The sequence below is a fragment of the Nocardioides pymetrozini genome, assembly GCF_046058985.1.
GTDB lineage: Bacteria > Actinomycetota > Actinomycetes > Propionibacteriales > Nocardioidaceae > Nocardioides.
This window is the reverse complement of sequence record NZ_CP175556.1, coordinates 3,609,540-3,622,876: the sequence shown is the minus strand read 5'-3', so window position 1 is coordinate 3,622,876 and position 13,337 is coordinate 3,609,540. Positions and strand designations below refer to the sequence as shown.

At 74.6% G+C, this 13,337-nt stretch carries 10 protein-coding genes; 6 read left to right on the top strand and 4 right to left on the bottom strand.

The features are described from left to right. The first annotated feature begins 123 nt into the window (after positions 1-123). Both lon and ACJ5H2_RS17720 read left to right on the top strand, forming a co-directional pair. Positions 124-2,463 (top strand): endopeptidase La, encoded by a 2,340-nt coding sequence (lon, locus tag ACJ5H2_RS17725; RefSeq protein ID WP_408896757.1) that lies wholly within the window; start codon positions 124-126, stop codon positions 2,461-2,463. Between the two features lie 106 nt (positions 2,464-2,569). Next, on the top strand, positions 2,570-3,106 hold the full coding sequence (locus tag ACJ5H2_RS17720) for a Uma2 family endonuclease (RefSeq protein WP_408896756.1): 537 nt from the start codon (positions 2,570-2,572) through the stop codon (positions 3,104-3,106). Here the strand turns inward: ACJ5H2_RS17720 and ACJ5H2_RS17715 are convergent. Beyond that, positions 3,089-4,753 (bottom strand): DNA repair helicase XPB, encoded by a 1,665-nt coding sequence (locus tag ACJ5H2_RS17715; RefSeq protein ID WP_408896755.1) that lies wholly within the window; start codon positions 4,751-4,753, stop codon positions 3,089-3,091. The genes ACJ5H2_RS17720 and ACJ5H2_RS17715 overlap by 18 nt on opposite strands. Before the next feature lie 135 nt (positions 4,754-4,888). Next, positions 4,889-7,177 (bottom strand): helicase-associated domain-containing protein, encoded by a 2,289-nt coding sequence (locus ACJ5H2_RS17710; RefSeq protein WP_408896754.1) that lies wholly within the window; start codon positions 7,175-7,177, stop codon positions 4,889-4,891. 21 nt (positions 7,178-7,198) lie between these two features. On the opposite strand from ACJ5H2_RS17710, the gene ACJ5H2_RS17705 reads away from it, so the two are divergent. The 3 genes from ACJ5H2_RS17705 to ACJ5H2_RS17695 are packed head-to-tail and all read left to right on the top strand — an operon-like array spanning position 7,199 to position 10,783. After that, a complete protein-coding gene (locus ACJ5H2_RS17705; RefSeq protein WP_408896753.1) occupies positions 7,199-8,038 on the top strand; it encodes a PP2C family protein-serine/threonine phosphatase in 840 nt (279 codons plus the stop codon). Beyond that, a complete protein-coding gene (locus tag ACJ5H2_RS17700) occupies positions 8,035-9,618 on the top strand; it encodes a hypothetical protein (protein WP_408896752.1) in 1,584 nt (527 codons plus the stop codon). The genes ACJ5H2_RS17705 and ACJ5H2_RS17700 overlap by 4 nt, the downstream gene beginning before the upstream one ends. A gap of 43 nt (positions 9,619-9,661) precedes the next feature. Continuing rightward, a complete protein-coding gene (locus tag ACJ5H2_RS17695) occupies positions 9,662-10,783 on the top strand; it encodes an RDD family protein (RefSeq protein ID WP_408896751.1) in 1,122 nt (373 codons plus the stop codon). Here the strand turns inward: ACJ5H2_RS17695 and ACJ5H2_RS17690 are convergent. Continuing rightward, on the bottom strand, positions 10,744-11,343 hold the full coding sequence (locus ACJ5H2_RS17690; RefSeq protein ID WP_408896750.1) for a GNAT family N-acetyltransferase: 600 nt from the start codon (positions 11,341-11,343) through the stop codon (positions 10,744-10,746). The genes ACJ5H2_RS17695 and ACJ5H2_RS17690 overlap by 40 nt on opposite strands. Positions 11,344-11,456: 113 nt before the next feature. Here ACJ5H2_RS17690 and ACJ5H2_RS17685 point away from each other — a divergent pair, with 113 nt between their 5' ends. Next, positions 11,457-11,852, top strand: a complete 396-nt coding sequence (locus ACJ5H2_RS17685) for a cold-shock protein (RefSeq protein WP_408896749.1) — start codon at positions 11,457-11,459, stop codon at positions 11,850-11,852. A 2-nt stretch (positions 11,853-11,854) separates the two neighbouring features. Here the strand turns inward: ACJ5H2_RS17685 and ACJ5H2_RS17680 are convergent, their stop codons facing one another. Continuing rightward, positions 11,855-13,315, bottom strand: a complete 1,461-nt coding sequence (locus ACJ5H2_RS17680) for an MFS transporter (protein WP_408896748.1) — start codon at positions 13,313-13,315, stop codon at positions 11,855-11,857. Positions 13,316-13,337: the final 22 nt, after the last annotated feature.

Here is a 13,337-nt window from a genome sequence, read left to right as displayed (position 1 = left end):
CGCGGCCTGGCAGGAGCTGGAGATCCTCGAGGCCGACGGCCCCCGGCCGTCCTGGGCGTAGTTCCCGCGTTCGCCGCCCGCGAACAGCGGAACAGCGCAAACCCGGAACGCATTGGAAGGTGCATGACGCAACCCATCCAGCTTCCGGTGCTGTTCCTCTCCGACGTGGTGGTGCTTCCCGGGATGGTGGTCCGGGTCGAGCTCGACGAGCCCTCTCGTGCCGCCATCGACGCCGCTCAGCTGGCCGCCCGCGCGTCGGGCGACCAGGCCCAGGTGCTCGTCGCTCCGCGGCTCGAGGACCGCTACGCGTCGTACGGCGTCGTGGCGCGTGTCGAGAAGGTCGGCCGGTTCTCCGGCGGCGAGCCGGCGGCGGTCCTCAAGGCGGGCGGCCGGGCCCGGATCGGCAGCGGCGTCACCGGCCCCGGGGCCGCCCTGTGGGTCGAGGTCGAGCCGGCCGACGGGGGCGTCGTCGACGACGAGGTCCGCTCGCTCGCGGAGGACTACCGCAAGCTGGTGGTCGGGCTGCTCCAGCGCCGCGAGGCCTGGCAGGTGGCGGACCAGGTGAGCCGGATCGACGACCCCGCCGCCTTGGCCGACACGGCCGGCTACGCGCCGTACCTCTCCGACGACCGCAAGCGCCAGCTGCTCGAGACGCCCGCGGTCGGCGACCGGCTGCGCCTGCTCCTGGAGTGGACCCGCGACTTCGTCGCGGAGTCGGAGGTCAGCGACAAGATCGACGCCGACGTGCGCGAGTCCCTGGAGAAGTCGCAGCGCGAGTTCCTGCTGCGCCAGCAGCTCGCCGCCATCCGCAAGGAGCTCGGCGAGGGGGAGGCCGACGGCGGCGACGACTACCGCTCGCGGGTCGAGGCCGCCGACGTCCCCGACGCCGTGCGCGAGGCGCTGCTGCGCGAGGTCGACAAGCTCGAGCGCGCCAGCGACCAGAACCCCGAGGCCGGCTGGATCCGGACCTGGCTCGACACGGTGCTCGACCTGCCGTGGTCGGTGCGGACCGAGGACGACACCGACGTCGTGGGTGCACGCGCCGTGCTGGACGCCGACCACCACGGGCTGGACGAGGTCAAGGACCGGATCACGGAGTACCTCGCGGTCCGCGCGCGTCGGGCCGAGCGCGGTCTCGAGGTCGTCGGCGGCCGCGGCTCGGGCGCCGTCGTCCTGCTGGCCGGCCCTCCAGGCGTGGGCAAGACCTCGCTCGGGGAGTCCGTCGCGCGGGCGCTGGGGCGGACGTTCGTCCGCGTCGCCCTGGGCGGCGTCCGCGACGAGGCCGAGATCCGCGGCCACCGTCGGACGTACGTCGGCGCGCTCCCCGGGCGCATCGTGCGGGCCATCAAGGAGGCCGGGTCGATGAACCCGGTCGTGCTCCTCGACGAGGTCGACAAGGTCGGCAGCGACTACCGCGGCGACCCGGCCGCCGCGCTGCTCGAGGTCCTGGACCCCGCGCAGAACCACACCTTCCGGGACCACTATCTCGAGCTCGACCTCGACCTGTCGGACGTCCTCTTCATCGCCACCGCCAACGACGTGGGCTCCATCCCCGCCGCGCTGCTCGACCGCATGGAGCTGGTCTCCATCGACGGCTACACCGAGGAGGACAAGGTCGCCATCGCCCGGGACTTCCTCGTCCCGCGTCAGCTCGAGCGGGCCGCGCTGAGCGCCGACGAGGTGACGATCAGCGACGACGCGCTGCGCGAGATCGCGGCGAGCTACACCCGCGAGGCCGGCGTCCGGCAGGTCGAGCGACTGCTCGCCAAGGCCTTCCGCAAGGCCACCGCGCGCCTGGCGTCCGGGGAGGCGGAGCGCGTCGACATCGGCGTCGACGAGCTCGTCGGCCTCATCGGGCGGCCCCGGTTCACCCCCGACGTCGCCGAGCGGACCTCGGTCCCGGGTGTGGCCACCGGGCTCGCGGTGACCGGGATGGGCGGGGACGTGCTGTACGTCGAGACCTCGGTGGCAGACGGCGAGGCGGGCCTGACCGTGACGGGGCAGCTGGGCGACGTGATGAAGGAGTCGGCGCGGATCGCGCTCTCCTGGGTGCGCTCCCACGCGGCCGAGCTGGGCATCGCACCCGAGGCCTTCGAGCGGTCCCTCCACGTGCACTTCCCCGCGGGCGCCGTACCCAAGGACGGGCCGTCGGCGGGCGTCACGATGGTCACCGCGCTGGTCTCGCTGCTGACCGGACGCCCGGTGCGCTCGGACATCGCGATGACGGGCGAGGTCACGCTGTCCGGGCGCGTGCTGCCGATCGGCGGCGTCAAGCAGAAGCTGCTCGCGGCGCAACGTGCCGGCGTGGCCGAGGTGTTCATCCCCGAGCGCAACCGGCCCGACCTCGACGACGTGCCGGCCGAGATCCTCGACGCGCTGACCGTCACGCCGGTCGGTGCGGTCACCGAGATCCTGGAGCGGGCTCTCGTGGTGGCGCAGGAGGGCGCGACGGCCGCGGCCTGACGTTCTCCACAGGCTGGAGGTCCGTGCTCGGCGATCCCGCGGAATCCGCGGATGATCGCCGGCATGGACCTTCAGCCATCTCGGGAGGTGAGGCACGATGGTGAGCATGGCCGCGGTGGAGATGTTGACGCGCGAGGACCTCGACGCGATGCCGGACGACGGCAACCGCTACGAGCTCATCGAGGGTGAGATCGTCGTGTCGCCGTCGCCCCGTCCGCGCCACCAGTTCGTGAGCACTGAATTGCTCGTACTGCTGTACGCGGCCTGTCCCGATCACCTCCGGGTCTCGCAGGCGCCGTTCGACGTCGTGCTCGGCGAGCACGACGTCCTGATGCCCGACCTCCTTGTGGTCGACCCGGCGGGCCTCGACGACCGTGGCATGAACGGCCCGCCGGCGCTGGTGGTCGAGATCCTCTCGCCGAGCACCCGCCGTCGCGACCTGGGTCAGAAGAAGCGCATCTACGAGCGCAGCGGCGTCGCCGCCTACTGGGTCGTCGACGTCGAGGACGACGAGATCGCCCTCACCGCATGGGAGCTGAAGGACGGTCGCTTCGAGGCCGCTGCGGCCATCGCCGGCGACGAGGAGTGGACGGCAACCGTCCCGTTCGAGGTCACGGTCGTCCCCTCACAGCTGGTCCGCTGACAGGTCCTCCGCATCGATGATCCGGTACGCGTAGCCCTGCTCGGCCAGGAACCGCTGCCGGTTCTGGGCGAACTCGGCGTCCACGGTGTCGCGGGCGACGATCGTGTAGAAGTGTGCGACCTTCCGCTCCCCGTCGGGCCCGGGCTCACCCGGGCGGAGGAGCCGGCCCAGCCGCTGGGCCTCCTCCTGGCGGGACCCGAAGGACCCCGAGACCTGGATCGCCACCTCGGCCGACGGCAGGTCGATGGAGAAGTTCGCGACCTTCGAAACGACCAGCAGTCCGATCTCGCCGGAGCGGAAGCCCTCGAACAGGCGCTGGCGCTCCTTGACCGGGGTCTGGCCGGTGATCACGGGGGCGTCCAGGGTGGCGGCGAGCTCGTCGAGCTGCTCGAGATACTGACCGATCACCAGCGTCGGCTGCCCCGCGTGACGCGCCACGAGCTCCCGCACGACCGAGACCTTCTCCGGCGTGCAGGCCGCGAGGCGGTAGCGCTCCTCCGGCTCCGCGGTCGCGTAGGTCATCCGCGACGCGTCCGGCAGCGACACCCGGACCTCGATGCAGTCGGCCGGCGCGATCCACCCCTGCGCCTCGATGTCCTTCCACGGGGCGTCGTAGCGCTTCGGGCCGATCAGCGAGAACACGTCGCCCTCGCGGCCGTCCTCGCGCACCAGCGTGGCCGTCAGGCCGATCCGCCGGCGCGCCTGCAGGTCGGCGGTCATCCGGAAGATCGGGGCGGGCAGCAGGTGCACCTCGTCGTACACGATGAGGCCCCAGTCGCGGGCGTCGAAGAGCTCGAGGTGCGGGTAGACGCCCTTCCGCTTGGTCGTGACGACCTGGTACGTCGCGATGGTGACCGGGCGGATCTCCTTGACGGTGCCGGAGTACTCGCCGATCTCGTCCTCCGTCAGGGAGGTACGCCGGACCAGCTCGTCCTTCCACTGTCGGGCGCTCACGGTGTTGGTCACGAGGATCAGCGTGGTCGCCTTGGCGTGCGCCATCGCGGCCGCGCCGACCAGGGTCTTGCCCGCGCCGCAGGGGAGGACGACGACACCGGACCCGCCGTGCCAGAACGACTCGGCCGCGTCGCGCTGGTAGTCGCGCAGCGCCCACCCGTCCTCCGCGAGGTCGATCGCGTGCGCCTCGCCGTCGACGTACCCGGCGTAGTCCTCGGCCGGCCAGCCCAGCTTGAGCAGCGCCTGCTTGAGGTTGCCCCGCTCGGAGGGGTGGACGGCGACGGTGTCGTCGTCGATCCGGGCGCCGAGCATGCCGGCGACCCGCTTGGCCCGCAGCACCTCCTCCAGCACCGGACGGTCGCTGGAGGCGAGGACCAGCCCGTGGACGGGGTGCTTCTCCAGGCGGAGCCGCCCGTAGCGGGCCATCGTCTCGGCGACGTCGACCAGCAGGGCATGGGGGACCGGGTAGCGCGACCACGTCAGCAGCGTGTCGACGACCTGCTCGGCGTCGTGGCCGGCGGCGCGCGCGTTCCACAGTCCCAGCGGGGTCAGCCGGTAGGTGTGGATGTGCTCCGGCGAGCGCTCGAGCTCGGCGAAGGGAGCGATCGCCTTGCGGCACTCCGCGGCCTGCGGGTGGTCGACCTCCAGCAGCAGCGACTTGTCGGACTGCACGATCAGGGGGCCGTCGGTCACCGCACGAGTCTAGTTGGCCGGCGAAGTGTGCGTGGTGGGGCCACGAGGTGTCAGAAGAGGGTGCGGCGCCGCCCCCTCTTCTCACACGTCGCGCCACCACAACGCGCACCTCGCGCCCCCACAACCCACACCTCGTCAGGAGACCGGCAGCACCCTGCTGATCCGATGGACGGCGTAGCGGCGCTCGGCGTCGGGGTCGTCGGCGTCGGCGTCGGCGTCGCGTGCGGTGAGCTGGCCGCCCTCGACGACGAGCGGTCGCACGGTGCGCTCGGAGAGGACCCCCTGGTTGTCGGTGAACGCGATCAGTACGTCGCCGCGCCGCTCGATCGCGTCGCGCAGAGCCGAGAGGACGCCACCGCCGGCGGTCGAGGCGGACGCGGGCCGGTTGCGCGCGGCCTCGTCGCCCTCCCGCAGGGTGCTGACGGCCGCGACCACCTGGGCGGCCTGGCGGGCGGCCGACCGTGCGGAGTCGGCGGACTCCCGGGTGCGGGGGGTGCGGGCGCGCAGTGCCTCCGGCGCGCCCACCCGGACCACGCCGTCGGGCCCCTCGACCACCGGAGCGAGTCCGAGCTCGCGCAGGCGGGGGAGCAGCACGTCGATCGGCAGGCTCGACACGACGACGGTCGGGGCGATCCGCCGCAGCCCGAGGTCGGACGCCTTCGGGTGGTTGACGAGCGTCGCGAGGGCGGCCTCGTCGTCGGAGCGGACGAACGACGACGCGAGTCCCACGCGCAGCCGACCGAAGCCGCGCACCACGTCGTCGATCAGGTAGCTCAGCGGCTGGGGGACGGGCGTCCGGGAGGCGGCCAGCACGAAGGCGTGCAGCTCGGTCGCGGTCCAGCCGGCGTCGAGCGCCCGTCGTACGGAGTCCGGGGTGAAGCGGTAGACCGTCGCCGCCCCGTGCGACTCGACATCGGCCACCTGGTGGAGCCGACGGGCGAGCTCGGGCTCGAGCGGCCCGGGCGCGACGGCCGTGAGGTCGGCCTGGACCAGGACGTGGTCGACCGGAGGAGGGAGAAGGGCCGCCAGCACTGGCGCGGGGTCCTCCCCGACGAGCAGGGGTCGGGCGTACGGCGCCAGCACGTCGGCTCCGGTGATCCCCAGGACCGCCGCCTCGGCGACGGCCCACGCGACCAGGTCGGCGCGGGTGCGCGGCCGGCGGGGACGCTCCCACGCGACCCGGGCGACGAGCGACGGCAGGCCGGTCCCGGCGGCGAGCCCGTGGCCCTCGGGCAGCTCGGCGAGGAGTGTGAGCGCCATCGCCTTGGCCTCCGGCATGCCGGCCGCCGACAGCTCGGGCGTGAGCGCGTTCCACGGCTTCTGGTCCGGTCCGCGCTCGCCCACCAGGGACGGCAGGCGCGGACTGGCGAGCCAGGCCCGGGCGAGGACCGCCCAGCGCTCGGCGACCGGCCGCTCCGACCACGTGTCGTACGCGGTCGTCGGCACCCAGACCGGGTTCCCGTCCGCGTCCGCCCGGGTCGCGGCCAGACCGGCCTCGTGCGCCAGCTCGACCAGGAGGGCCGCCTCGGTCTCCGGCACCTGGAGGTGCGCGGCCGCCGCACGCAGCTCGCGCACCCCGAGGCCGGTGGTCCGCAGGGCGGCCGCCGGCCGGCCACCCCACCAGTCGAGCAGCAGCCCGACCCGTCGTACGACGTCGGTGGCGGCCCCGAGGGCGGCCCCGACCGCCAGCCGGGACGCCCGCTCCTCGGCCGCGACCTCCGGTGCGAGGTCGACCCGCTCGCCGGTCGTGCACCCGCCGCGCGCGACCAGCCCGACCTCGCCGGGAACGACGAGCAGGCCGGGCAGGAGCGAGCCACCGGGCACCAGCAGGCGGTGCGCGACGAGCAGCTCGGCCGGCGTCTCGGCGTCCTCGGGGCGCAGGCCGACCCGGACGGTGCCCGCCTTGGCGGTGCCGCCCTCCGCGATCACGTGGTCGAGCAGCGCGCGGGCGGCGGGCGGCAGGGCGGCGAGCACCGCGGCGATCTCCTCCGGCGGGCGCGGCGCGGCCGAGCGGGGCCGCAGGCCGCTCACGCCCGCGTCGGGTCCCCCGGTCATCGCGTCCGCGACCCCGCTCAGCGCGCGCAGCCCCTCCGGGGAGTCCCAGGCCACCGCCAGGTCCCGCAGGCGCGCCAGCGCGGCGGTCACGTACGACGGGTCCGCCCGCACGATCGCAGCGACTTCGGCATCCGTGGTTTGGCCGGCGACGACGAGGGCATCAAGCACCGAGAGCTCGCCTCGGGTGAGGCCGTCGAGAGCGCGTGCGATCGAGTTCCTCACCGCGGCGCGGGAGGCGAGTTGTCCGAAGTCGTGAGGGGCAGGGGTGGCCAGGTCGGGACGTGCGGTGAGCAGGCGCTGGAGCCGCTCGTCCGGCCACGACCGCAGCTGGTCGGCCAGCGACCGGTGTCCGCTCGGTCCCGCTCCCACGGTGTCAACGCTAGGACATCGATGAACCGGGTCGAGCTGCAGCACGGCGCCGCGACGGACGTCGGCCTGGTGCGGGCGGTCAACGAGGACGCCTTCCTGGTCGACCCGCCGGTCTTCGTGGTCGCCGACGGGATGGGCGGGCACGACCGCGGCGACGTCGCCAGCGCCTGGACGGTCGAGGAGCTCGCCCGTCTCTCCGACCGCGACTACGACCTCACGGACGGCACCTCCGCCGTCGACGCGGCGCTGCGGGCGGCCCAGGAGCGGCTCCTCGCGTACGACGAGGAGCAGCGTGCCGCGGGAGCCGACGACTCCTTCGCGGCGGGGACCACGGTGGTGCTCGCCCTGCTCGTGCAGGCCAGCGAGGGCCCGCACTGGCTGCTCGCCAACGTCGGAGACTCCCGGGTCTACCGCATGGACCAGGGTGCGTTGGAGCAGGTGAGCGTCGACCACAGCCTCGTCCAGGAGCTCGTCGACGCGGGCCGGCTCAGCCCCGACGCCGCGGCCGTGCACCCGAGCCGCCACGTCGTCACGCGCGCCATCGGGGGAGCGGCCATGCCCACCCCGGTCAGCGGCGCCGCCGACTACTACCTCCTGCCGCTCGCCGCCGCGGAGCGCCTGCTGCTCTGCTCCGACGGCGTCAGTGGCATGGTGGACGACGTGACCATCGCCGCGCTGCTGGCGGAGCACGACGACCCGCGTGACGCCGCCGACGCTCTCGTCGCCGCCGCGGTGGCGGCAGGCGGCCACGACAACGCGACCGCCGTCGTGGTCGATGTGGTGGGATTGGCGAACGAAGACCCGTACGACTCGCACGCGCAGCGGCTGAGTCTGGAACAGAAGCTGGGGGCACTCCCATGAGCCAGAGCGCTTGGTCCTATCGCAGTGGTGCGTGGTTCGCGGTCTTCGGACCCGAGGCGGTCATCGTGCTGCCGACGTCGCAGAAGGACCAGGTCGTCGGCCTGTGGGCCATGGTCGACGGCGGCGCGGGCTTCGACGAGATCCTCGACGCTCTCCTCGCCTCCGGCCTCAGCCGGATCCCCGGGTTCGTGCTGGTGAGCACGGGGGAGGGCCCGACCCGCTTCCTGCTGCGCGGCACGGGCGTCGTCGCCACGGCGACCGCGGGCGGCGAGACGGTGACGGTCGACGGTGGGGAGAGCCACACCTGGGTCGAGCGGAGCCTGGACGACGTCACCGCGCTCGGCATCAGCCTGCCCGCCGGTGACGACGAGTCCGAGGCCGGCGAGGTCGACCTGCCGATCCTGACCGGCCTGGTGCGGGTGGGCCGGATCGACCGGCCCGCCGTGACTCCGGCCCCGGCCCCGGCCCCGGCCGAGTCTGCCGAGTCTGCCGAGTCCGCCGGGTCGGCCGAGCCCGAGGCCGACGGCGACGTCGCGGACCTGCCCCCCGTGGTCGGGGGCGCCCACCTGGCCGTCGACGCGCCGTCCGACGAGGCGTCCGACGAGCCGGTCGACGCGCCGTCCGCCGAGGCGGTCGTCGAGGAGCCCGCGGCCGAGGAGCCGACGCCCGTCCAGCCCGGCCCGCTCGACGAGTCCAGCCCGCTCGACGAGCCCGGCCCGCTCGACGAGCCCGGCCCGCTCGACGACGACGCGGTCGCCGTCACCGCGGCGTCGTACCCGGACGACGGCCCGGCCACCGAGGTGATGGACGTGGTCGACGACCCGCTCGGCCAGCCCCTCGAGCAGCCGCTCGACCAGTCCCTGGGTGAGGCGCCCGAGCAGCCGGCGCCCGACGGCTGGGTGACCCCCTGGGACAGCGCCCCGTCCGCCGACGACCTGTCCGCGCCCCCACTCGACCCCGCCCCGTCGGTCTCCGCCCCGTCGGTCTCCGCCCCGTCGGTCCCGGCGCCGCCGGCGTGGGTTCCGCCTCCGCCGCCGGTGCCGGGCGCGCCCGGACCGGACCCCGCGGACGCCCCGCCGCTGCCGATCGGGTCCTGGGAGCCGGTGGGCGGCCCGACGGCGCCGCCCGCGCCCGGCGTCGAGCACGACGGCCTCACCGTCGCCGGAGGCGGACAGCCGCCGTCGCCGGAGGCTCCGCCCGTGCCGGCCGCTCCAGCGGGGACCGCGCAGCCGGTCGCGAAGCTGCTGGTGTCCGACGGCCAGACGGTCGTCGTCGACCGCGCGGTCCTGATCGGGCGTGCACCCGAGGCGCGCCGGTTCACCTCGACCGAGCAGCCGACGCTCGTCACGGTCCCGAGCCGGCTCCACGAGATCTCGTCCACGCACGTGGAGGTCCGCCCCGGCACGGGCGCCGACCTCGGCACGGCGGTCGTGACCGACATGGGTTCCACCAACGGCACCGTCCTCGTCCAGCCGGGCCTCGGCCCCGAGGACCTCAAGCCCGGCATCGCCGTCCCGCTGATCCCGGGCGCGACCATCAACCTCGGCGACGGGATCACCATCCAGGTCACCCGCCCCTGAGCAGTCCTCCTGACCCGCACTGTCGCTACTCGGAGCGCCACGCATGTCACACGATCCCCCGCCGACCGCGGACCCCGCGGCGGACGCCCCCGCGGGCGGACGGCCGGCGGACACGGAGCGTCGTTTCGCCGCGGCCGTCATCGACCGGGCGGTCGGATGGGGTGTCGCGGCCGCGGTGGCCGCGGTGGTCTGGCGGCTCGACGGCGCCGGTGGCGCCCTGGTGGTGCTCACCTTCCTGGGCACCGCGGTGCTGGTGGGTCTCGTGCTCGCCGTGCTGATGGGCACGACCGGCCTGACACCCGGCAAGGCCGCGACCGGCCTGCGCGTCGTACGCCGGGGCACGGGACGCCCGATCGGCGTGCCGGCCGCGCTCGCACGGGCGTCCGTGCTCGGTGTCGCCGGCCTACCGACCGCTTGCCTCGGGCTGGCCACGCTCGCCTGGACGGCGGCGACGGACCCGCAGCGCGAGCGGCGCGGGCTGCACGACCGGATCGGCGACGCCCTGGTGGTCGACGTCCGGCCGCGCGAGGTCGAGCCGGCGCCCGCCGTCCCGGCGGCCCCGCAGATCGTCAACCTCACCGCGATGCGGCTGCTGCCCTCGCCGGTGGCGCGCCCGGCCACGGCGGCACTGCCGGTGGCGGGGTCCGCGGCCCTCGCCGCGCCGCCGGCGGATCCCGCGCCGGCACCCCCAGCACCGCCCGCCCCGCCAGCGCCGCCGGCGCAGGTGACCGTGCAGCCGACCGTGCAGTCGACCGTGCCGTCGACCGTGCCGCCGACCGTGCCCGACGAGGACCTGCGCTGGCGGGTCGCCTTCGACACGGGGGAGGCGTTCGTGGTCGAGGGCCTCGCGCTGGTGGGCCGGCGACCGGAGCCGCGCCCCGGCGAGACGGTGCGCCACGTCGTACCGCTCCGGTCGGCGGACATGTCCCTGTCGAAGACCCATGCGCAGTTCCAGGTCGCGGCCGACGGGGCCCTGGTCGTGATGGACCGCGGGTCCACGAACGGCTCCTATGTCCTTCGCAAGGGGATGTCCCGGTCGCTCTCGCCCGGCCGTCCGAGCACGCTGCTCGCCGGGGACGAGGTGCGCTTCGGCGACCGGACGATGCGGGTCGAGCGGGTGCCCGCTCAGGACGCGGCGGCCCACTCCCTCCGCAGCAGCCCGTAGACCGCGGTGTCGCTCCACGAGCCGTCGCGGTCGGGGTAGTCCTCCCGGGTGTGGGCCTCCAGCCGCATCCCCAGCCGCTCGCACAGCCGCGCCGAAGCGAGGTTGCGGGGGTCGAGCCGCGCCATCAGCCGGTGCAGCGGGTAGTGGGCGAAGGCGAGGTCGACCAGCGCGCGGGCCGCCTCGGTGGCGAACCCGCGGCCGGCATGCTCGGGGGCGAAGACCCAGCCCAGCTCGGCGATCGACGGTGGGTCCGCCGGCCCGTGCCGCTCGGCCAGGCGCAGCATCAGGTCGCCGGCCAGGACGCCGTCGTGCTCCACGGCCAGCGCGAGGATCTCCCCGGGCAGCGACGGCGCCGTGCCGGCCGTGAGCCGCTCCATCCGCCCGGCCAGACCCTCGGCGTCGAGCGGCCCGAACGGCAGGTAGCGCGTCACCTCCGGGTCCGCGCAGTACGCGCCGATCGCCGCGCCGTCCCCCGCGACGACCGTGCGCAGCACCAGGCGGTCGGTGCGGATCGGCAGCGAGGGCGCCGGCAGCACCGGCGGCGTCAATTCGGTTGCCACGCTGGTGAGAATAGGTGCAGGCACCGCACCTTCCGGCCAGCCCCTAGGATGTGCGGCGCGCCCGACCGGGCGCCCCGCGTGCGATGCGACGACGAGAGAGGTGGGGCGGACCCGTGCCGACTGGCAAGGTGAAGTGGTACGACGCGGAGAAGGGCTTCGGCTTCCTCTCCCAGCCCGGCGGCGACGACGTCTACGTCCGCGCCGACGCCCTGCCCGACGGCGTGACCACCCTCAAGGCGGGCACCCGGGTCGAGTTCGGCATCGCCCAGGGCCGGCGCGGCGAGCAGGCCCTGCAGGTGCGGATCCTCGACGCGCCGACGTCGGTGGCGCGCAACCAGCAGCAGGCCAAGCGCAAGAAGCCGGAGGAGATGGTCCCGATCGTCGAGGACCTGATCCGCCTGCTCGACGGAGTCGGCGAGGCCTACCGCCACGGCCGCCACCCGGACCGGCGTACCGCCCAGCCCGTGGCGAAGCTCCTGCGCGCGCTGGCCGACGAGCTCGAGGCCTGAGCTCAGGGTGCGGCGGCGGCCCGTCGCGCCGCATTGCGCCGCGGTGTGCTCCGCAGCACGAACACCGCCCACGCCGTCAGCAGCAGGGCCGCGAACACCAGCCCCACCCCGTTGACCTCGGGATAGGACAGGACGACGCCGAGGAAGCCGCCGAAGACCCAGGCGAGCTGCAGCGTCGTGTCGCCCTTCGCGAAGGCGCTCGCGTGGGCGCGCACCGGCACGTCGCTCTGGATCGTCGAGTCGAGCGACACCTTCGCGAGGTACTGCATCAGCCCGACGGTGAGGCCGAGCGCGACCAGGAGGAGCAGGCTGTAGAACACGGTCGCGAGCAGCAGCGCCACGATGTCCGCGACCAGGGCGACGACCACCATCACGGCGGGGTTGATCTTGCGGGCGAGGGACGCGACCACGATGCCGACCGTGTTGCCGAGCCCGGCCGCTCCGATGACCAGGCCGACGAGGAGTGTCGAGCGCGTCTTGCTCTCCCAGCCGTCGAGCGGCTCGGTCGCCAGCACGAAGGTCATGAACATCGTGAGGAAGCCCGACAGCAGGCGCGGGCCGCAGTTGGCGCGGAGCGCGAACGCCACCCGCGGGGGCAGCCCCTGGCTGCGTCGTACGCCGGACGCGGCGGCGCGCGGGGCGTCGATCGACTCCTCGCCTGCCGAGGAGTCGACCCGGGCTGGCAGCAGGATCGCGGCGATCGTCCCCACGGTGAAGACCACGAAGGCGTAGCGGCACGCCCACTCCGGGCCGATCCAGTACGCCGCGCCCGCCAGCGGGCCCGAGACGCAGGCCCCGACGACTCCGGCCAGGGCGACCCGGCCGTTGGCCTTCACCAGGGTGATCTCCTGGGGGAGCAGGCGGGGCACCGCGGCCGCCTTCGCGACGCCGTACGCCTTCGACGACACGAGCACCCCCAGCGCCGCGACGTAGAACCACGGAGACCCGTCGTCCAGCGTCCCGGCGAGCACCCAGCACAGGAAGGCGCGCAGCGCGAACGTGGCGCCGATCGCCCAGCGGCGCCCGTGGCTGAACCGGTCGAGGAAGGGGCCGATCAGCGGCGCGACGATCCCGAACGGCACCATCGTCAGACCCAGGAAGAGAAGCACTGGACCGCGCTCGCCGCTCGTGGCGCCGGCGAAGAACACGGTGCCGGCGAGCGCGATCGCGAACGCGGAGTCACCGGCCGCGTTGCATGCGTGCAGCTCGATCAGCCGGTTGAGACCCGAGCGCTCGGCGCCCTGCGCGCCGGCGGCCTTGCGCGCCTGGCGGAACGTCGCGCGGCTCGCCCGACCGGTCACGGAGGCGAACCCTCTCAGACCGCGCGCGGTCGCCTTGGCGCCGGTGCCGAGGCTCGAGCCGACGGCGCGCATCGACCCGGTCTCGGTGACCTCCGGGCCCTCGCCGGCCTCGGCGCCCGTCGGGCGGCCCGGCGGGCTCGGGTCGGGGCCTGGGGTGGTCACGCTCCTATCTTGCCTGCCCCGA